The following is a 21,155-nucleotide window of genomic DNA, read 5'->3' as shown; positions in this document are numbered from 1 at the left end:
TTATGTCAAAAATTTTAGTTTTAGAAGATGAATTAACAATCCGTAGCTTTATTGTTTTGAATTTAAAACGTGCTGGATTTTATGTAATAGAAGCTACTACTGGAGAAGAAGCGTTACAAATTTTGAGTGAACAAACTGTTGATATAGCACTGCTGGATGTAATGTTACCGGGGATTAATGGTTTAGAAGTTTGTAAGGCTATCAGGAAAGAAAATAAAAAAATGGGTATTATTATGTTAACCGCACGTGTACAAGATGAAGATAAGGTGCAAGGACTAGGAATAGGTGCAGATGATTATATTGCAAAACCGTTTAGTCCAGTAGTATTAACTGCACGTATACAGTCTTTATTAAGAAGAATAGAAGTACATGAAGAAAAAACGAATATTGTTACGTCAGGTCCATTTTCGTTAAATATTATAGAAGAAAGATTGTATAAAGATGGACAATTAGTCGATTTAACACCTACAGAGTATATGATATTACAGTATTTAATGAATCAGGCTTCAAAGCCAGTTTCGCGTGATGAAATTTTAAATATGATTTGGGGAACCAATTATGTAGGTGAGACGAAAGTGGTAGATGTAAATATGAGACGGTTACGTCAAAAGATAGAATGTAATCCATCAGAACCTGAATTTATTCTTACGGTGTGGGGAAAAGGATATGTGTGGAAGGAAAGTATAAGATGAAACGGAAAGTGACTTTATATTTTATGACGGTCATTACACTTATGCTTGTATTATTTGAAGTTGTATTTTCAGTCTCAATTTATCGATACTATTATAATGGTATTGTGCAATATATAGAGTCTCATGCGAAAACGAGTACACGTTTTTTTTCAGAATACAATTCACTATACTTTATTCGGTTACAAGAATATAGTGGTGACATAATTAGTAGCTTTCAATTAGAAGGAACAGAATTACAGTTAATTGATCGTCACGGCTCGGTTATACAATCTTCAAGTGGTGAAAAGATAGAAGGTAAAGTCAATATTCCACAATCATTATTAGAAGGTGAAATGTATAATCAAGTTACTAAGAAAGGTAATAAAAAACAACTAGAGGTGCTAAGCCCACTTATACATCAAGGACAAACTATTGGTGTTTTAAAATATACGACTGTTTTAACAAATGTAAATAAAAAGATTATTGAAATTATTACGTTTACTATTTCTGTAGGTATTGTTATTTCGGGAGTCGTCTTCTTAATTAGTAGACGTTTGGCAAATTCATTTGTTGAGCCAATTGAATCCATTATTCAAGCCTCTTCACAAATTGCAGAAGGCACATTAAAGCAAAAAATTAAAGAAGATTATCCTGGAGAATTAGGTGACTTGGCACATAGTTTAAATTATATGGCCTATAAAATAGATAAGGCTGAGCAGATGAAAAATGAATTCATTGCTTCTATTTCGCACGAAATACGAACGCCTTTAACAGGAATTAAAGGTTGGAGTGAGACGTTAAAAACAGTAGATCATTTAACAGAAGAAGAAATAAAGCAAGGTATGGGCATTATTTCAGGTGAGACAGATAGGTTGATTCATTTAGTAGAAGAATTGTTAGATTTTTCAAGATTACAATCAAATCATTTTAATTTATATAAACAAAAGGTGCAATTGTACGATATACTAGAGGAGACGATTTGGCAATTAACTCCTAAATCGGAAGAGAAGGAAATTCAATTTATTACTACTATAGACCGAATTGAATTGATGGGAGATCGAAATAGGCTAAAGCAAGTTTTCTTGAATATTGTTCAAAATGCAATTAAGTATTCACATAAAAAAAGTACAATACACATTGAAGCGACTAAAATAGAAGAACAAGCAGTGATTAAGGTAAGAGACGAAGGGATTGGAATTGCTAAAGAACATTTACCATATATTGAGCAATCATTTTACCAAATTAATAATCATGCTGCAGGTGCAGGTATTGGTTTAGCTATCGTTAAAAAAATGGTGGAGCTTCATGGCGGTGCGCTTAGTGTTACAAGCAAAGAAGGAATAGGAACAACAATTTTGATAAAACTCCCATTATAATACAAATAAAATCTATTTATATGGTGAAATAAAAATAAATAGATGTATAATTATATTGGGCGATTTATATATAAGATTAATAGGGAGAGGAATTCGATAGAATGGAAAAAGCTTTAAAAATTAAACAAATAGTAGTCGTTTTAATAGCGATTGCCGCAGTAGCTATTGGGTATTACATGTTTCAATCAATTACTTCACCAGCAAAAGCTGTTGCGAAACAAGAAAATGTAGTGCAGCTTGCAAGTGAACAGCCGAAAGTTGAAATGAATAAAACGGCACCAAGTCGTTTTAATGGAAAAGAAAGAAAAGTTGCTTATCTTACATTTGACGATGGACCAGGGAAATATACGGCTGAATTATTAAATACGCTAAAACAACATGATGCGAAGGCGACGTTCTTTTTAATTGGAGCGAATGTAAAAGAATTTCCTGATTTAGTGAAACGTGAAAATGCTGAGGGTCATTATGTAGGCATGCATAGTATGACACATAATTTCGCAAAGTTATATAAAAATGGCGAGTATGTAAATGAGATGAAAGAAGATCAAGGTTTAATCGCTAATATTATTGGGAAATCACCTAAATTAACACGTCCTCCATATGGTTCGATGCCTGGATTGAATGAAGGTCTTCGAAATAAAGTGGTAGAAGGCGGATTTAAAGTATGGGATTGGACAATTGATTCATTAGATTGGAGATACAATAAAATGCCAGTTGATGCAGCTGCAGCACAAATTGCTCAAAACGTATTAACAAACGCAACAAAACCACAAGAAGTAATTTTAATGCATGATATTCACCCGCAATCAGTTGCTGCTGTGCCAGCAATTTTAAAGGGACTAAAAGAAAAAGGTTATGAGTTTGAAGCTTATCATGAAGAGAGTCACTTCCCAGTGAACTTCTGGCATGATAACCGTATGTAATGGAGGAATGAACGTTGAAGTATGGAAAAGTAGCAGTAGTTGGAGCATTATCAGTAGGACTTTTAACAGGTTGTTTCGGTGAAAAGCCAGAAGAAAATCTATATACAGCTTTTGAAACAGCAGCAACACAAGAAAAATCTTTAGTGGATGAAGCAAAAAAATTAGAGCAATTAGAGAAACAAGGGCAAGAATTATATGCTCAAATTTTGCAAGAAGGTAAAGAACATAATGAAGCAGTTGTGAAGAAAATAGAGCAAGCTACTGCAAATGTAGACGATCGTGAAAAAGTATTGAAAAGTGAGAAAGAAATGCTAGAAAAAGCACAGAAGGAAACGAAGTCTGTTCAAAGTAATATAGAGAAGATTGAAGATAAGAAGTTACAAAAACAAGCAAAAGCAGTAGAAGAGTCGTATAAGAATCGTTATGATGCATTCCAAAAGATGAATGAAAATTACACGAAAGTGTTAGCGACTGAAAAAGAACTGTATGAAAAATTAAAAGTAAAAGAAACGAAATTAAAAGAAATCGGTGAAAAAGTTAAAACTGTTAATGAATTAAATGTGGAAGCACAAAAGTCGAAAGAGCAGTTTAACAAATTTACAAAAGAGTATAATGACAGTAAATTAGCATTCTACAAAGATGCAGAAATTAAGATTAAAGATCAGAAATAAAGAGGAATCTAAAGTGTAATAAAAAGCCGGAGAAACATCGTTATAAATGTTTTTTCGGTTTTTTACGTTAAATGAATAGAAAAGACTGGAATTGATATCATAAAAGAGTTATAGTGAGTTATTCTAAGGGAAACATTGTAAAGTAAGGAGAATGGGAATATGTCATATGAATTTTTACTCAAATTAGGTTTAGCACTCTTTTTAGGATTATTCATCGGGATAGATAGGCAGCTAAAGAATAAACCACTTGGTGTGAAAACAAGTATGGTTATTTCTGTAGCAAGTTGTTTAATTACGATGGTTTCAATTGAATCTGTACATGTATATTCTGTTCCAGGACATACAAATATGGATCCGATGCGACTGGCCGCTCAAATTGTTAGTGGAATTGGTTTTCTTGGCGCGGGTGTCATTTTACGAAGAAGTAATGACGTTATTTCTGGATTAACAACAGCTTCTATGGTGTGGGCTGCTTCAGCTTTAGGGATCGCAATTGGTGCGGGATTTTATTTACAAGCGACAGTTGCGATGGTTTTAATTATTTTAGCGATTAATGTACTTCCGCAACTTGTGAAAATTGCAGGACCGTATTCATTAAGACAAAAGGATTTATCTATAAAAATTACTGTTAAAGAGCATCATGAGTTAGATGGTATATTTAAGCAAATTAAAAATTTAGGCATGCATGTGAAACGCGTGAAAATTAAAGATATAGATAGTGGAGCATTTCAGCAACTAGAGATGGTTATTTTAGCTCCAGAAGATTTATATACAACAGAGTTATATAGTTCCCTGAAAGAGATAGATCGAGTAGTTTCAGTTGAAGTGGAAAGTAGATAATTGTGATAAAAAAGAGTGAATGAATTCACTCTTTTTTATTTGGATTCTTAAGGAATGAAATTGATATAATGATGAGTAACAAGGAGGGAGAAATGATGGGAATACATATTAGAAGAGCAATAAAGGATGATATACAAGGTATAGCAAAGGTGCATGTTGATAGTTGGAAAACAACGTATAAAGGGATATTTGCTGACGAAATTCTAGATAATATAGCATATGAGAAACGAGAAAAACAATGGGAAGATATTTTTCAAAAAGAAGGTAATCATCAATTTAGATTTGTAGCAGAGAATTTAAATGGAGAAATAGTTGGATTCATCGATGGGGGGATAGAAAGAACTGATACATATAATTGTGATGGAGAATTATATGCAATCTACCTTTTACAAGAGTATCAAGGAATGAAAATAGGACAAAAGTTATTTCAAGCGTTACTATCAGAATGTGTAAAGAATGATATGCAATCACTTTTAGTTTGGGTTGTTACGAATAATCCTTCTAAAAAGTTTTATGAAAAATTTAACCCAGAAAAAATTGATACAAAATTTTTAGAGAGAGTAAGGGTAGAAGAAACAGCGTATTGTTGGAGAGATTTGAATTTGTTATACAAACAGTTATATAGATTTGCTTAAATAATATTATTATGTAAACTTTATGTTTGAAAGAGGTATACCAATTAAGGTATACCTCTTTTGTTTAACCATTTTGGATAGATTACTAATGAAAAATAGTAAGTATGTAGTTTGAAAATGAGTATTTTTTTCGTGTATTTTTAACTAGATTAAAGAAAAGAGAGAAAACAAGAAAAATTAAATCAGATAAAAAAATTCTGAAATATACTCTTGAATTGAATATCATTATCAATTAGAATCATAATTGATAACGACATTCAATTATCGTTTATTATATAAAATTTCGATAGCTTTAATATAAAGAGGAGGACCAGTATGCAGCATGCGAAACAAATCGCAGAACATGCAACATTACAAAGCTTTTTAAACTGTTATTTAAGAGAAACAGGGAGTGGAGAATGGATTACAGAGGATGAAAGAATGAAGAGTATCTTCAGTAATACGTTGAATAGAGATACAGTCCCCACATATTTATGTTGTCGGCTATCGGCACAGAACGTTACTTTGTATGGAGAAGTTATATATAAATCATCAACAGATCGCCATTTGTTTGGAGAACAATTTTATTATCAAATTGGAGATAGTAATTCTGTTATTACAGCAGATTATGTTACAGTTATTACATTTTTAATAAAAGAGATGTCTATCAACTACGGAGAAGGAACGAATCCTGCGGAACTTATGCTTCGAGTCATTCGTAGTTGTCAAAATATTGAGGAATTTACAAAGGAGAGAATAGAAGATACATCCGCATTATACGGTTTCCATACAACTTTTATAGAAGCGGAGCAGTCTTTATTATTTGGGCATTTAACTCATCCTACACCAAAGAGTAGACAGGGGATATTGGATTGGAAAAGTGCAATGTATTCTCCAGAATTAAAAGGAGAATGTCAGCTTCATTATTTTCGGGCACATAAAAGTATAGTAAATGAAAAATCATTATTATCAGATTCTACAACAATGATTATAAAAGAAGAATTAAGTAATGATGAGATGGTTAGTAAAGAATTTATAACGAAGTACTGTAAGGAAGATCAATATGCATTAATTCCAATTCATCCGCTTCAGGCAGAATGGCTCTTGCATCAAGCTTACGTACAAGATTGGATAGTTCAAGAATTGCTTGAGTATATTGGTCCTGTAGGTAAGTATTATATGGCAACATCATCACTAAGGACGCTATATCATCCCAATTCGAAGTATATGCTTAAGTTTTCATTTCCGGTGAAAGTAACGAATTCAATGCGTATTAATAAACTGAAAGAACTTGAGAGTGGTCTTGAAGGGAAGGAAATGTTAAATACGGCTATTGGTGAAGTACGAGAAAGATTTCCAGGATTTGATTTTATTTGTGATCCAGCCTTTATTACATTAAATTATGGAACACAAGAATCTGGATTTGAAGTGATTATTCGTGAGAATCCTTTTTATAGTGAACATGCAAACGACGCAACATTAATTGCTGGGCTAGTTCAAGACGCTATACCTGGGGAGCATACGCGGTTATCGAATATTATTCATCGCCTAGCAGATTTAGAAAGTAAAAGCTGTGAAGAAGTAAGCTTAGAGTGGTTTAGACGATATATGAATATTTCTTTAAAGCCAATGGTATGGATGTATTTACAGTATGGTGTTGCATTAGAAGCTCATCAGCAAAATAGCGTTGTTCAGCTAAAAGATGGTTATCCGGTCAAATATTATTTCCGTGATAATCAAGGATTTTATTTCTGTAATTCAATGAAAGAAAAGCTTAATAATGAATTAGCTGGTATTGGAGAACGTACTGGAAATTTATATGACGACTATATTGTGGATGAGAGATTTCGTTACTACTTAATTTTCAATCATATGTTTGGCCTCATTAATGGTTTTGGCACAGCAGGATTAATTAAGGAGGAAATTCTTCTCTCGGAATTAAGGTCTGTACTTGAATCATTCCTTCCGTATAACCGGGAACCTTCAACATTTTTAAGAGAATTATTGGACGAAGATAAGTTAGCGTGTAAAGCAAATTTACTAACGAGATTTTTCGATGTCGATGAGTTAAGTAATCCATTAGAGCAAGCAATTTATGTGCAAGTACATAATCCGCTCGTTAGAGAAGTGGCTGTTCGTTCATAAATAGCGTTAAAATTTCACGTAATACAAATAATGGTATTTTGTCATAAGGTGGAGGGTTTTATGAGAGTGGACATGTATCATACGAAAGTATTGAAGGCGCTCGAATCAGAAGATTACATTTCAGTACGAAGAAGAGTGCTACGTCAATTAGTAGAATCGTTAATTTATGAGGGGATTATTACACCGGTTCGCATAGAAAAAGAAGAACAAATTCTTTTTATAATACAAGGACTTGATGAAGAAGACAAAAGTGTCACGTACAAATGCTATGGCAGGGAACGGATGACATTTGGACGTATTTCATTAGACTCATTAATAGTAAGAGTCCAAGATGAACAGCAAGAAATACAGTCTGTCTCGCAATTTCTAGAAGAAGTTTTTCGGGTTACTAGTGTAGAACAAGCTAAATTAGATTCTTTTATGCACGAATTAGAACAAACAATATTTAAAGACACGATTGCACAATATGAAAGAAATAATAAGAGAGAATATACTCAAAAATCTTACGATGAGTTTGAAAGCCAATTAATAGATGGCCATCCATATCATCCTAGTTATAAAGCACGTGTTGGATTTCAATATCGTGACAATTTTCAATATGGTTATGAATTTATGCAGCCAATAAAACTCATATGGATTGCAGCACATAAGAATTATGCGACTGTAGGTTATGAGAATGAAGTGATGTATAACAACATTTTAAAAGAGGAGATTGGCGATCGTAAATTAGAAGAGTTTATGGAACGAATTCGTAATAAGGGATGTAATCCAAAACAGTACGTGTTTATACCTGTTCACCCATGGCAGTGGGAGAATTTCATCATTTCAAATTATGCGGATCATATACAGGGTAAATTTATTATTTATTTAGGAACATCAGAGGACGATTATTGCGCGCAACAGTCAATGAGAACGTTAAGAAATATTACGAGTCCAAAGAAACCGTACGTTAAATTATCGATGAATTTACTCAACACTTCAACACTTCGTACGCTGAAACCATACTCTGTTGTAAGTGCACCAGTAATATCAAATTGGTTAAATGATGTTGTAAGTAATGACGCCTATTTAATCGATGAAGCACGTTTAATCTTGTTAAGTGAGTTTTCAAGTGTAACGTATGACACGAATAAGAAAGCTATATATGGTTCATTAGGATGTATTTGGCGCGAAAGCGTTCACAAGTATTTAGATGCACAAGAGGATGCAATTCCTTTTAATGGTTTATACGCTAAAGAGAAAGATGGTACACCAATTATTGATGCGTGGTTGAATAAATATGGAATGAAGGATTGGCTACAATTACTTATTCAAAAAGCGATAATACCAGTTATACATCTTGTTGTAGAGCATGGCATCGCACTGGAATCACATGGACAAAATATGATTCTAGTCCATAAAGAAGGGGTGCCTGTTCGTATTGCGTTAAAGGATTTTCATGAAGGGCTTGAGTTTTATCGTCCATATTTGAAAGAAGTTGACAAATGTCCCGACTTTACTAAAATGCATAAAACATATGCGAATGGAAAAATGAATGATTTCTTTGAAATGGATCGCATTGAATGTTTGCAAGAGATGGTGTTAGATGCACTATTTCTGTTTAATTTAGGAGAATTAGCATTCGTACTTGCGGATGAGTATGGATTGAAAGAAGAACATTTTTGGATGATGGTTGTTGAAGAAATTGAAAATCATTTAAGAATATATCCACATTTGAAAGGTAGATTTGAAAATATTCAATTATATGCACCTACATTCTATGCTGAACAATTAACGAAACGTCGATTATATATGGATGTGGAATCGCTTGTTCATGAAGTTCCAAATCCATTGTATAGAGTAAGACAACTTATGAAACAAAAATCAGCTGTTACAGGGGGAAATTATGCTAATCGTTAATAAACAAGAGTATAGCAAAAGTGATTTTGAATTGAGATTACAAGTTTATGAGGAAATGGAACAATTTCAAAAAGCAGAAGGAAATAGATTTGCACTTTGTCTGAAAGATCCATTCGATATTATTACGCTTGTGTTTTTCTTAAAAGAAAAGAAATCATCAGTATTACTTATACATGAAGATACGCCAAAAGAAACGGCTATTGAAATGGCAAAGCGTGCCAATTGTGTAGGGATTTTATATGGAGAATATGGCGATTTTACAAAATTAGAAGTAGGGAACTTTTTACTAGAAGAGCCTTCTTTATTGCAATATAGTTCGGGAACTACGGGAGAACCGAAACTGATTCGTAGAGCATGGACGGAAGTTGATACAGAAATTACTGCCTATAATGAAGCTTTAAACTGTGAAGTAGATGAAGTGCCAATCGTTATGGCTCCTGTTTCACATTCATACGGACTAATATGTGGTACGTTATCAGCAATTACGAGGGGGAGCAAGCCTGTAATCATTACGAACAAAAATCCTAAATTCGCATTAAATATAGTTCGCAATACAGAAAAACATATTATATATGCAGTACCACTTATGTTACACATTATGGGGAGTTTTCCATTAGGAACGTTCCAGTTTCATAAAATTATGACATCAGGATCGCCTTTGCCAGAAGCACTATTTTATAAACTAAAAAAAATGACAACATATATGATGCAGCAATACGGTTGTTCTGAAGCAGGTTGTATTAGTATATGTCATGATATGAAAAGCCATTTAGATTTAGGAAACCCTCTACCTCATGCAAGTATAAGCATAGGTTCAGATGAAAATGCACCGGAAGAAATCGTCGTGAAAATGAATGATAAGGAAATTTTCACGAAGGATTTAGGGTATAAATCTGAGCGTGGCATTCATTTTATGGGGCGTATGGACGATGTAATTAATGTCTCAGGATTAAAAGTCTTTCCTATAGAGGTAGAAGAAACGATGCTTCGATTGGAAGGTGTGCAAGAGGCAATTGTATATCGGGGGAAACATCCTGTGATGGGCGAAATAGTTAAAGCGAAAGTGATCTCTCATGTTGATCCAGTGAAAATAAGAGAATGGTGTATTCAGCACTTACCTTCTTATAAAGTTCCGCATGAAATTGAAAGTGTAAATGAAATTCCTAAAAATAAAACTGGAAAAGTAAGTAGAAAGTTACTAGAGATGGGAGAGGTTACAAAATGAGACGGGAAGCGTTAAAGACTGCCGTGTTAAAAATTATGATAGAAAAAATGGAACTGAAAAATGTAACGCATTTAGAAGAAACGATGCGCTTAAATCAAGATTTATATATAGATTCGGTCATGATGTTACAGCTTATTGTATACATAGAAATGGATGTAAAGCTATGCGTTCCAGAGGATGAGGTAGACCCAAAGGCATTTCTTACTGTAGGATCTTTGCTTGATTTTATGGAAGAGTTAGAGCCGTTACAGGAAGTAAATGTGAATAACTAACCTTTAGGAAAGTGGATGAGAGTATGACTTCAATTAAAGTGCACTGTTTAGTGAGTTGTTTTTGTGAAATTATAAAAAGGCGTAGCGACATTGATTTTCGTCCATTTTATTTTGGACTATGGGATGGAGATTTTGATATAACACAAGGAGGAATTATTTCATATCACTCTGAAAACATTAACCATGATCATTATTTACTTTGGTTTGAAAAATTGTACGGTATTAAAGTAAACGAATGGTATGATCATGCAAAAGATAAAGATAGCAATGTAGAAACGTTTTTAGAATTAGTAGAAAACAAGCCGGAAAATCGTTATGTCATTGTAATGGTTGATATGTCTCTATTACCAGAGAGGGAAAATAAATTTCATCAAAAACCGTTTCCACATTATTTAATGATATCAAAAACAGAGAAAGAAGAAGAGTGGTTCATGCTAGATCCTGATTTTCGTTGGGAAGGAAATATGGAAAGAGAAAAAGTACTTCACTCTATTCAAGATAACCCATTTGGTGGAGGTTATTTCATTGATATAGAAGGAATTGGGGAGCCAACGCAAGAAACAGTAGCTAGTTATTTCACAGAAACATTCAAAAAGAACGACAATGAACTGACTATGGAACTGAAAAATTTAATTGTAAAAATGGCAAATGAGGAAGAAGGATATGCGCTTTCTGGACTTGTAGCAGCAGTAAAACAAATACCAGTACTTGCAATTCGTAAATATAGTTATGAGCATGCCTTTGCATACTTCCGTGAAACGTTGCAATATTCGGAGCAAGAATTTGATTATTGGTGTGATCGGGTAGAGGATATTGTACAAGGATTTACAAATGTACAGTATCGTGCAATTAAAATGGCAATGACGAATAATAAAGGTATGCTAGTATCGATTATTGAAAAACTGGATGAAATGAATGCGATTGAACTGCAAATTAAGAAGGAATTAGAGAGACAGTTTCTATCATGGAAAGGTATGAAAACAAATCAATCTGTCGCAACTCTTTAATAAGCTAACTGAATTTAAGATAGGGGAGTTTAATACTATGAAATATTCGCTATGTACCATTTCATTTCGTCATCAATTAATTTCATTTACTGATATTGTTCAATTTGCATATGAAAACGGTTTTGAAGGAATTGAATTATGGGGGACGCATGCACAAAATTTGTACATGCAAGAACGTGAAACGACAGAACGAGAATTGAATTTTCTAAAGGATAAAAACTTAGAAATTACGATGATAAGTGATTACTTAGATATATCATTATCAGCAGATTTTGAAAAAACGATAGAGAAAAGTGAACAACTTGTAGTACTAGCTAATTGGTTTAATACGAATAAAATTCGCACGTTTGCTGGGCAAAAAGGGAGCAAGGACTTCTCGGAACAAGAGAGAAAAGAGTATGTGAAGCGAATACGTAAGATTTGTGATGTGTTTGCTCAGAACAATATGTATGTGCTGTTAGAAACACATCCCAATACACTAACGGACACATTGCCTTCTACTATAGAGTTATTAGAAGAAGTAAACCATCCGAATTTAAAAATAAATCTTGATTTTCTTCATATATGGGAGTCTGGCGCAGATCCAATAGACAGTTTCCATCGATTAAAGCCGTGGACACTACATTACCATTTTAAGAATATATCTTCAGCGGATTATTTGCATGTGTTTGAACCTAATAATGTATATGCTGCAGCAGGAAGTCGTATAGGTATGGTTCCGTTATTTGAAGGTATTGTAAATTATGATGAGATTATTCAGGAAGTGAGAAATACGGATCTTTTTGCTTCCTTAGAATGGTTTGGACATAATTCAAAAGAGATATTAAAAGAAGAAATGAAAGTATTAATAAATAGAAAATTAGAAGTAGTAACTTCGTAATGTGAAATGATGTGAGAGTCTCGTTTAGAGGCTCTTTTTTTATGGTAAAAAATAACCAAAAATTTCCATGTATTTTAATTTGAATTTAACACAATTTATATATAAATAAGGAGGTGATTGGTAATGGCTAGAAATCGTAATTCTAATCAATTAGCATCACATGGAGCACAAGCAGCTTTAGATCAAATGAAGTATGAAATTGCACAAGAGTTCGGTGTACAACTTGGAGCTGATACTTCTTCACGTGCAAACGGTTCTGTAGGCGGTGAAATCACAAAACGCCTAGTAGCGATGGCAGAACAACAGCTTGGTGGCGGATATACTCGCTAAATGCATAAGGTTATAGGAGAAAGGAAGGATTCTTCCTTTCTTTTTTTTTCAATTAATTGGTATGGATATATAGTGAACAGAATTCAAAGAATAGAAGTAATACTATATTTTACCCAATTTCTTTTGTTGTGAATGGGAAGTATTAAAGATGTAATAGCCCTGGTGGAATGAAAATTATGTTCCAGCAGGGCTATTATATGGTAAGAAATATATGATGAAAGGTTCCGAAATCAACATGTTAAAAAAAGAAAACTGTTGTTTAATTGCGCTTGCATCAGTTCCACTTGTCATGACATTAGGGAATTCAATGCTCATTCCAATCTTGCCGACAATTGAAAAGAAATTACATATTTCATCGTTTCAAGTATCCATGATTATTACAATTTACTCTATCGTAGCCATTTTACTTATACCGATTGCTGGTTATTTATCAGATAGATGGGGACGAAAGATGGTAATGGTTCCGAGTTTGCTGATTGCGGCTATAGGAGGAGCGATAACTGGTTGGGTATCATGGAAAGTTGATAATCCCTACATTTGGATACTAATCGGTAGAGCGATTCAAGGTATTGGTGCTGCTGGTGCAATGCCGGTTGTTATACCGTGTGTTGGTGATTTATACAAAGATGAAAAACAAGTTAGTACAGGTTTGGGAATCATTGAGACATCCAATACATTTGGAAAAGTGCTGAGCCCTATTTTAGGATCTGCTCTTGCTGCCATTGTATGGTTCTTACCATTTTGGGCGATTCCAGTTTTATGTGTCGTATCAATTGTTTTGTTACTTGTTCTAGTAAAGGCAAAGAAACAAGAAGGAGAAGTACCACCACTTAAAGAGTTTATAAAATCTATTCTGTCTACGTTTCGAGAAAAAGGAAGATGGTTAATTGCCATTTTTGTATTAGGTGCAATTATTATGCTTATTTTATTCGGAATTCTCTTTTATTTGTCGACTATACTGGAATCAAAGTATGACATTCATGGTATATGGAAAGGGTGTGTGCTTGCTATCCCGTTACTTGTACTGTCACTTAGTTCCTATATGGCCGGTAAAAAAATTGGAGATAATCAAAATGTTATGAAGAAGTGTATTTATATTGGTTTTTTAATGGCAGCTGCATCAGTCATCATTCCTTTATTTATAAAAGGGATTTATTTACTACTTCTTTGTCTCGTTATTATGGGGATAGGGATTGGTATGGCACTCCCATGTTTAGATGCCCTCATTACACAAGGAATTGAAAAGGAGCAAAGGGGAACGGTTACGTCATTTTATAGTTCAATGCGATTTATCGGTGTAGCAGCTGGACCACCTTTATATTCTTTTTTCATGAAAGGGGCGGACCATGAAGTGTTTTATTTGACAAGTATTTTCGCTGCCATTGGTGCTGTCATAGCAATCATTTGGATTAAACCAGCAAAGGATGCAAAGACGGTAAAACAGAAACCAGAGCCTACTTCATAATTTGTAAGAGAATTGCATGATGTTTTGAGTAACATGCAATTCTCTTTCGTTCATTAAGAATAAATAACTTGTTTTAACATATAAAGCGCGACACCCCATATGATGAGACCAGAAAATTTATTTAATAATAAAATTGTCTTTCCGGTTGAGTCTAGTCTTTTTAGAAATTTCCCCGCTAACGCTAAGCTTATAAACCAAATCCAAGAAACGATAATAGTTGCAAGTGTGAAAGCCCATTTTTCACTTCCTATGTATTGAATAGAATTTGTTCCAATTACACCGATTGTGTCTAAAATAGCATGTGGATTTAATAACGAAACGGATGCTGCGAAAAGGATTTGCTTTTTTAAGGGCATACTTTTTTCTTGTTTTACATCGTTGGAAGGGTTACTTCTCCAAATAACAATGCCCATATATAGGAGAAAGAAAAATCCAACTATATATAACGAGTTAGTTAGCCAAGAAAAAGTAAGGAGTACAAGGGAGACACCTTGCACTGCAATCAATATGAGTAACGTATCACATATAGAGGCAGTTAATATTACGGGGGCTGCCCTCCAAATGTTTGGTTGGCTCGCACCTTGGTTAAAGACAAAAACATTTTGTACACCTAATGGAATGATAAGTCCAAATGCAAGAATGATACCATGAATAATTGCTTCACTCATCATATTACCTCCTATTTTAATTCATTATGATAGTGTATATTGTATAGAAGAAATGAAAATTTGTATCCATCCATATGGTTGGGGGAGGTTACCAACCAAAAAGAATATAAGGTGATATAATGGAAAGATTCGTTTGGAAACCGAATATGTCTCTAGCGACTCCTCTTTATAAACAAATAGAAACGTATATAAAAGAAAGGATCGTTAATGGAGAATGGACCGTTGGAACGAAATTACCTTCACAAAGAGATTTGGCACATACATTTGGTGTGAATCGAAGCACAATTGTAATGGCTTTTGATGAACTAGTTGCAAAGGGATACATTGAAGGGAATGGCAGGAAAGGAACAATTGTTGTAAATAATAATGAGAATGCTTCAACTTACGCACCCCCGCCTAATTGGCAGTCTTATGTAGAAACAGGACTTCATTATCCGAATCTCCCAGCTATTCAGGAGATTAATCAAGCTGAATTTTATCCACATGTAATTCGATTAGGAACAGGTGAGCTCGCGCTGAGTCTCTTACCTGAGAAAAAGATGAAAGAAATTATGAATAAGCTTTTAAAGTCAAATGTGAAGCTTGGGTATGAAGAGCCGAAAGGAAATTTTTATTTAAGGGAAAAGATTTCCGAATACTTAAAGGGGCATGGTATATGTGTATCTCCTGACTCTATATTAATTGTTTCAGGAGCAATTCAAGCGTTGCAACTTATCTCTATGGGGCTTCTTCCAAAAGGGGCATCCATCTTATTAGAAAAACCATCCTATTTATACTCGCTTAATGTTTTTCAATCCGCAGGAATGCGTTTCATTGGAATACCAATGGATGAGAACGGTTTAAATACATCATATATTACAAAATATAAGAAGCAATTTAATGCATCTATTTTATATACAATCCCGTCTTTTCATAATCCAACGAACTTTAGTATGAATGCGAAGAAACGAATAGAAGTGATAGAAATATGTAATGAAATTGGATTACCTATTATAGAGGACGCAGTGTATCAAGACTTATGGTTTGATGCACCTTGTTCGAAACCTTTAAAAGCCTATGATAAAAATGGAATCGTACTACATATTGGAAGCATGTCCAAAGTAATTAGTCCAGGATTAAGAATTGGATGGATTGTTGGACCTGAGCCAGTAATTCAAAGATTGTCAGACATAAAAATGCAAACAGATTATGGTTCAAGCACTATATCCCAGCAAATTGCAGCAGAGTGGTTTACAAATGGTCTATATGATGAGCATTTGCGCTTTGTAAGAAGTGAATTGAAAAAACGAAGAGATTTTATGTTACTAATGTTAGATAAATATCTTCGTGAAATAGCAACTTGGCATGAACCAACAGGGGGATTTTATATATGGGTACATATAAAAGTACCCATTTCATATCGCAGTTTATTTGATAAAGCTCTGCAAGAAAAGGTTTTATTAAACCCAGGTACTTTATATGATAGAAGTGCAAATCAATTTTTGCGCCTATCGTATTCATACGCAACGTTAGAAGAAATTGAAATAGGTATAAAAAAACTTGCACAACTAATGAAAAAGTAAGAGGAGAAAGTAATGAAACAATATGTAATTTGCCAAATGATCAATGGAGAAAAATATTTAGCTGCTTATGCAGAGACGAAGCAAGAAGCGATTGAAAAAGCAGAACTGTTAGGATTAAGAACGGGAAATCGTTACATAGTTATTACTGCAGAGGAAGCCGAAGGGTTAACGTATCCTTAAACAATGTACGAGATTATATAATAATAAATAAGTCTAGTAATATAAGAAATTACTAGGCTTATTTATTATTAAGTTGTTAAACGTTCTCGTATTTATACGCAAAGTAATAATATTATGAGTCAAGTTGACGAAAAAATCGATTTGTCTTTCGGTCTTGATTTCCTTTTCTATATTCATCGATATATTGCCTAAAGTTCCAAGCTTGTAAAAATTTATTAGCAGAGTTATAACCAGAATTGTAAAGCCATTCTTTTTCTTCCTTTGTCAGTTCAAAATTAGTACTTGTAATCGTTCCTGTTGGAATTGTAATGGTTCTTGCTTTTGATTCCTTATCTAAATGACGTAAATCATGAGCTTGCATCATTGTTTTAAATAGTCCTTTGAACATGGAAATAGGCTCGTTATAGTGAGCAGGATCAGCTTGAATCTCATCTTTTACAAAATGAAATCCGAAAGTCGGCCAGCGAGGAGCGGTAGGTGAATCGAAGATCCAAATTGGATAATTACTTAGAATTCCTCCATCAACCATATAACAAGGCTGTTTCCATTTTGGAGTTCTCCATTTTACCGGTTCAAAGAAGAAGGGGATTGTACTACTCATTCTTACCGCTTTAGCGATAGAGAAGCGATAATTTAAAAATCCGTAGTTTGGTAAGTCGTCAGGAAAGACAACCATTTTACCATTACTAATATCAGAGGCGATGATTTTGAGTTTGTTTAGATCCGGTAAATCAGTAAATAAATGAACACCTTTTTTTCGAAGTAATTCTTCAATCCATTCTTCTATAAATACATTAGAGTATATACCTAGAGTAGTCCATGCACTGAGTCCCTTGCCGATAAAAGGAATTCTATCAATAAAAGTTCTTTTCGTAAATTTATTATAATCAATATCAGTTATAATCGTTTTTAACTCTGAACAAGAATATCCTGCCGCTAGGAGCGCTGCAATAATCGAACCAGCCGATGTACCAGCTACACGTTCCCATTCATAACCTTTTTCGGCTAACGCGCAAATTGCCCCGACATGCGCAATACCGCGCACACCGCCTCCTTCAAAAACACCATCAATCTTCATTAAACATACTTCCTTTCGAATGAAAGATTTAGAAATGGCAAAAAAGCACGTATTGTACGTGCTTTTTTACAATAGTTTTTAGTTTACTAGCAGCCTACAAAGCCGCCCCAACAGCTAGCTCCGATGATGATTAGAAGGATAAATAAAACAATTAATAAAGCGAAACCTCCGTAACCACAACCGCCGCCACCGTATCCGTAACCACAGCAACTATATCCGTAACCCATGTGGAATGCCTCCTTATATTTAAAAATGAACGAGGGGAAAATGTACTGGAAGAACTAAAGAATTATCGTGTTTGTAGGAACAATGTATAGTATGCTTTTTTAAACTTGTTCGCGTACGAAGGATAAGCCCGTTTTTGGGAGGCTTGTTGATTTTGTAAAGAATGAAGTATAATCTTTGTACTATGATATAAATAAGTATGTAAATGTAAGGAGAATTTATGAATAAAAAAATTGAAGTATTAATTGATAAATATGAACTAACACACTTGAAAGAAGAACTTATTAATACTGTATTTCCTTGTATAAAAGTTGTGCCAAAGCAGCAGGGAACTGTTGCGATAGGTAGTTCGAAAATGGGAGGAGTTCCTGATCTACCAGCTTTATTTGAATATCCAAAGCATAAAGGAAATCCACTACAATTTATCGCGCAATTTAACTTAAGTGATTTACAAAACGTTGGTATGGATCACAATCTTCCTAAGACGGGCATGCTGTATTTCTTTTGCATTGAAAATTATTTTGAAGAAAATGTGAATATAACAGAAGCTGGGCGTGTACTTTATTATGATGTTCCTGTAGAGCAATTACGAAGAGAAAATGAAATACAAGCGAAATATAACCAGTGTGCAATTACTTTTGAACTGACATACAAATTACCAGAACTTTTCATTGAAGATGAGGCTGATTCAGATCGTTTCTTGCAATTACTTGAAGAGCTAATTCCAGATAACTACGATAACCATCAAATGTTTGGTGAGCCATTCTCTGTACAAGAAGAAGTGTTATATGAGACAGGAGAATATATGGGAGTAGACCCGCAGCAAATGACTCTTTTATTCCAAATTGATTCAGATCATAAAAATTGTAATATGGTTTGGGGAGAATTAGGGATGCTATATTTCTGTATTAGTAATGAAGATTTGAAAAATCAACGTTTTGAAAATACATGCTGTGTATTACAAACATGCTAATGAAAAAAGGTTGTTCTTTTAAAAAGAACAACCTTTTTATGTGAATTAGTTAATATGCATAATCTCATATGACCTATACGAAAAAGTATTGTATACTCTGAAACTATACGATACCTTTTCGTATAGTTATAGAATATAAGGAGTGACAAGATGGGAAAGACAAGTAAGTATGTGACAGCTGCCGCACTTTGTTCAACTATAGTAATGGGAGGCTTACAAGCATCATCTGTATCTTATGCAGCTACAAATCCGACTACAGTGACAGCGCAATCAGATGTAAAGTTATTAGATGATTTCAGAAAAGAATTAAAAAAACAGATTGATAATCGAGAAGAAAATATTACAATCACATATAAAACAAAAGATAGAAATGCTAGAAATATTATGGATCAATTGTATGGTGAGTTTAATAAAATTGTAGATGCTGATGAGTATGTAAAATATAATGTAGCGTCTACTAGATATTCTATTAAAGGAATGCCAGGGGACTATACGTTTACACTGCAAGTAAAATACCGTGAATCAAAAGAACAAACTCAATATGTAAAAGCTCAGGCGAAATCAATTGTTGGATCAATTGTAAAACCAGGGATGGATGAGCATGAGAAAGTAAAAGCTATTCACGATTACGTTGTTAAGCATGTGTCTTATGATACGTCTTATCAAGCGTATACAGCATATGAAGCATTAGCGAATCGTTCTGCCGTTTGCCAAGGATATACATTATTAACGTATGAGTTGTTAAAAGAGGCAGGTATTCAAAATCATATTGTAACAGGCACAGGAAATGGACAAGCTCACGCGTGGAATTTAGTGAACATTGAAAACAAATGGTATCACCTAGATACTACATTTGATGATCCAGTACCAGATAAAGCAGGGCGTGTAACTTACTCATATTTTAATATGTCTGACGAACAGTTAAGTAAAGATCATGAATGGGATCGTAGCAAATATCCAGCGGCAACTACAAGTTATTTTGGTGAATTAACAAATAAAATAAAAGCTGGTAGCTCAAAGACTGTCGTATATGAGCAGATGTTAAAAGAAACAAATTTACAATACTTATCTGCAGAATACGGAGCAGAAAATTATAATGAATTTAAGCAAAAGTTGCAGCAACAGTTTGCAGCCAAACCAGAAAAAGTAGAAGTACGATATAAGCAGTCCATGGATGGGACGATGCAAGATATAAAGAAAGTATTAAATGAAATAAATTGGCCAAAAGGTGCAAAGCGTGTGTCTTATCAAGTAGCGCCTTATAGTGCATTGGCTGGTTATTCATTGGCGACAATTACATTTACGTATTAAGCAATGAGAAAGAGCATCTGTAAAAGATGCTCTTTTTATATTTGTTGATCACTTTAAAATATTGGGAATTATGTGATAAAATAAAAAGGAGAGGATGTGAATGCTGAATGAACTTGTTCGAAAGTAATATTTTCACATTGATATATACTTGTTTAGTAATCGGACTTATCGTTTTGTTTTTCATATCATTTACTTTGTTTATTAGAAGAGTATTACAAAGCAGCGTTGCAAAGAAACACCACGTGATTAATATGAACCAGAAGCTAGATCGAATCATTGAATTGCTTGAAAAAGATAAAAAATAGCGATAGAAGAAGTATGAAAAGGGGAAAGAGAATGGCGAATTATATAAAAGAATTACGTGAAAAAGTAGGACATGATTATGTTTTCTTAAACTTTGCCGGTGGTTGTGTATTTAATAAAGATGGAGAAGTATTACTGCAAAAAAGAGGAGACTTTAACGCTTGGGGATTTCCAGGTGGTGCAATGGAGATAGGAGAATCAGCTGCGGAAACTGCAATCCGGGAAATAAAAGAAGAAACCGGGTATGATGTAGAAATAAATGAGCTTATTGGAGTGTATACAAAATATTTTCAATCATATCCAAATGGAGACAAGGCCCAGTCAATTGTGATGTTCTTTTCATTCTCAATAGTTGGAGGTGACAAAAAAGTAGATGGTGATGAAACGTTGGATTTGAAGTTTTTCCCGTTAGACGACATGCCACCGTTATTTTGTAAACAACATGAAGATTGCTTGCAAGATTTATTGGAGAAAAGAGTAGGGGTATATCGTTAACATATAAAAAAGAAGCTAAATGAAGATTAGCTTCTTTTTTAT

At 33.8% G+C, this 21,155-nt stretch carries 23 protein-coding genes; 20 read left to right on the top strand and 3 right to left on the bottom strand.

The window, feature by feature from the left end; translation table 11 throughout:
• Positions 1-2 precede the first annotated feature (2 nt).
• The 14 genes from ACTFO4_RS07780 (at position 3) to ACTFO4_RS07715 (ending at position 14,318) form a co-directional block, all read left to right on the top strand.
• Positions 3-692 carry a response regulator transcription factor gene (locus ACTFO4_RS07780; protein ID WP_000036074.1) on the top strand — a complete coding sequence of 230 codons (690 nt, stop codon included), beginning with the start codon at positions 3-5 and terminating at the stop codon, positions 690-692.
• Positions 689-2,047: a sensor histidine kinase gene (locus ACTFO4_RS07775; protein WP_002183481.1), complete on the top strand. Its 1,359-nt coding sequence runs from the start codon at positions 689-691 to the stop codon at positions 2,045-2,047. The genes ACTFO4_RS07780 and ACTFO4_RS07775 overlap by 4 nt, the downstream gene beginning before the upstream one ends.
• 101 nt (positions 2,048-2,148) lie before the next feature.
• Positions 2,149-2,970: a peptidoglycan-N-acetylglucosamine deacetylase gene (locus ACTFO4_RS07770; RefSeq protein WP_000409484.1), complete on the top strand. Its 822-nt coding sequence runs from the start codon at positions 2,149-2,151 to the stop codon at positions 2,968-2,970.
• Between the two features lie 14 nt (positions 2,971-2,984).
• Positions 2,985-3,641: a YkyA family protein gene (locus ACTFO4_RS07765; protein WP_000873570.1), complete on the top strand. Its 657-nt coding sequence runs from the start codon at positions 2,985-2,987 to the stop codon at positions 3,639-3,641.
• A gap of 159 nt (positions 3,642-3,800) precedes the next feature.
• Positions 3,801-4,481, top strand: coding sequence for an MgtC/SapB family protein (locus ACTFO4_RS07760; protein ID WP_000119510.1), 681 nt, complete (start codon positions 3,801-3,803; stop codon positions 4,479-4,481).
• Positions 4,482-4,549: 68 nt separating this feature from the next.
• Positions 4,550-5,116: a GNAT family N-acetyltransferase gene (locus ACTFO4_RS07755; protein ID WP_170879453.1), complete on the top strand. Its 567-nt coding sequence runs from the start codon at positions 4,550-4,552 to the stop codon at positions 5,114-5,116.
• Positions 5,117-5,431: 315 nt separating this feature from the next.
• Positions 5,432-7,240 (top strand): IucA/IucC family protein, encoded by a 1,809-nt coding sequence (locus ACTFO4_RS07750; protein WP_001163353.1) that lies wholly within the window; start codon positions 5,432-5,434, stop codon positions 7,238-7,240.
• A gap of 60 nt (positions 7,241-7,300) precedes the next feature.
• A complete protein-coding gene (locus ACTFO4_RS07745; protein WP_139365892.1) occupies positions 7,301-9,139 on the top strand; it encodes an IucA/IucC family protein in 1,839 nt (612 codons plus the stop codon).
• On the top strand, positions 9,126-10,364 hold the full coding sequence (locus tag ACTFO4_RS07740; protein WP_440013548.1) for an AMP-binding protein: 1,239 nt from the start codon (positions 9,126-9,128) through the stop codon (positions 10,362-10,364). Before ACTFO4_RS07745 ends, ACTFO4_RS07740 begins: the two co-directional genes overlap by 14 nt.
• Positions 10,361-10,636, top strand: a complete 276-nt coding sequence (gene asbD / locus ACTFO4_RS07735; RefSeq protein ID WP_001250566.1) for a petrobactin biosynthesis protein AsbD — start codon at positions 10,361-10,363, stop codon at positions 10,634-10,636. The genes ACTFO4_RS07740 and asbD overlap by 4 nt, the downstream gene beginning before the upstream one ends.
• A 23-nt stretch (positions 10,637-10,659) precedes the next feature.
• Complete coding sequence (locus tag ACTFO4_RS07730; RefSeq protein ID WP_000200729.1) at positions 10,660-11,643, top strand: DUF6005 family protein; 984 nt, start codon at positions 10,660-10,662, stop codon at positions 11,641-11,643.
• Positions 11,644-11,680: 37 nt separating this feature from the next.
• Positions 11,681-12,523 (top strand): sugar phosphate isomerase/epimerase family protein, encoded by an 843-nt coding sequence (locus ACTFO4_RS07725; protein ID WP_000877687.1) that lies wholly within the window; start codon positions 11,681-11,683, stop codon positions 12,521-12,523.
• A gap of 123 nt (positions 12,524-12,646) precedes the next feature.
• The gene (locus ACTFO4_RS07720; RefSeq protein ID WP_000113545.1) at positions 12,647-12,853 is read left to right on the top strand and encodes an alpha/beta-type small acid-soluble spore protein; all 207 of its coding nucleotides are present in this window, start codon (positions 12,647-12,649) and stop codon (positions 12,851-12,853) included.
• A 235-nt stretch (positions 12,854-13,088) separates the two neighbouring features.
• Positions 13,089-14,318, top strand: a complete 1,230-nt coding sequence (locus tag ACTFO4_RS07715) for an MFS transporter (RefSeq protein WP_002183485.1) — start codon at positions 13,089-13,091, stop codon at positions 14,316-14,318.
• Positions 14,319-14,371: 53 nt separating this feature from the next.
• On the opposite strand, the gene ACTFO4_RS07710 is transcribed toward ACTFO4_RS07715, so the two are convergent.
• Positions 14,372-14,986: a LysE/ArgO family amino acid transporter gene (locus ACTFO4_RS07710; RefSeq protein ID WP_242259449.1), complete on the bottom strand. Its 615-nt coding sequence runs from the start codon at positions 14,984-14,986 to the stop codon at positions 14,372-14,374.
• A gap of 119 nt (positions 14,987-15,105) precedes the next feature.
• Here ACTFO4_RS07710 and ACTFO4_RS07705 point away from each other — a divergent pair, with 119 nt between their 5' ends.
• Complete coding sequence (locus ACTFO4_RS07705; protein ID WP_242259450.1) at positions 15,106-16,548, top strand: aminotransferase-like domain-containing protein; 1,443 nt, start codon at positions 15,106-15,108, stop codon at positions 16,546-16,548.
• Positions 16,549-16,560: 12 nt separating this feature from the next.
• On the top strand, positions 16,561-16,728 hold the full coding sequence (locus ACTFO4_RS07700) for a DUF3933 family protein (RefSeq protein WP_000816389.1): 168 nt from the start codon (positions 16,561-16,563) through the stop codon (positions 16,726-16,728).
• Positions 16,729-16,840: 112 nt separating this feature from the next.
• Here ACTFO4_RS07700 and ACTFO4_RS07695 read toward each other — a convergent pair whose 3' ends face one another.
• Together ACTFO4_RS07695 and ACTFO4_RS07690 are read right to left on the bottom strand one after the other, a co-directional pair.
• A complete protein-coding gene (locus tag ACTFO4_RS07695; protein WP_000686807.1) occupies positions 16,841-17,806 on the bottom strand; it encodes a patatin-like phospholipase family protein in 966 nt (321 codons plus the stop codon).
• An 86-nt stretch (positions 17,807-17,892) separates the two neighbouring features.
• On the bottom strand, positions 17,893-18,033 hold the full coding sequence (locus tag ACTFO4_RS07690; protein WP_000540419.1) for a YjcZ family sporulation protein: 141 nt from the start codon (positions 18,031-18,033) through the stop codon (positions 17,893-17,895).
• A gap of 218 nt (positions 18,034-18,251) precedes the next feature.
• Between ACTFO4_RS07690 and ACTFO4_RS07685 the strand changes: the two genes are divergently transcribed.
• The 4 genes from ACTFO4_RS07685 (at position 18,252) to ACTFO4_RS07670 (ending at position 21,113) form a co-directional block, all read left to right on the top strand.
• Positions 18,252-19,004 (top strand): YwqG family protein, encoded by a 753-nt coding sequence (locus ACTFO4_RS07685; protein ID WP_242259451.1) that lies wholly within the window; start codon positions 18,252-18,254, stop codon positions 19,002-19,004.
• Positions 19,005-19,154: 150 nt separating this feature from the next.
• Positions 19,155-20,315 (top strand): transglutaminase domain-containing protein, encoded by a 1,161-nt coding sequence (locus tag ACTFO4_RS07680; RefSeq protein WP_000520865.1) that lies wholly within the window; start codon positions 19,155-19,157, stop codon positions 20,313-20,315.
• Positions 20,316-20,422: 107 nt separating this feature from the next.
• Complete coding sequence (locus ACTFO4_RS07675) at positions 20,423-20,620, top strand: DUF4083 domain-containing protein (RefSeq protein WP_001048104.1); 198 nt, start codon at positions 20,423-20,425, stop codon at positions 20,618-20,620.
• A 31-nt stretch (positions 20,621-20,651) separates the two neighbouring features.
• Positions 20,652-21,113 carry an NUDIX hydrolase gene (locus tag ACTFO4_RS07670; RefSeq protein WP_000024992.1) on the top strand — a complete coding sequence of 154 codons (462 nt, stop codon included), beginning with the start codon at positions 20,652-20,654 and terminating at the stop codon, positions 21,111-21,113.
• The last annotated feature ends 42 nt before the right edge of the window (positions 21,114-21,155 follow it).

It is taken from the genome of Bacillus cereus group sp. MYBKT14-1 (assembly GCF_051915185.1).
Classification (GTDB): domain Bacteria; phylum Bacillota; class Bacilli; order Bacillales; family Bacillaceae_G; genus Bacillus_A; species Bacillus_A cereus.
Note: the sequence above shows the minus strand (reverse complement) of the source record. Positions and strands in the feature narration are given on the sequence as shown.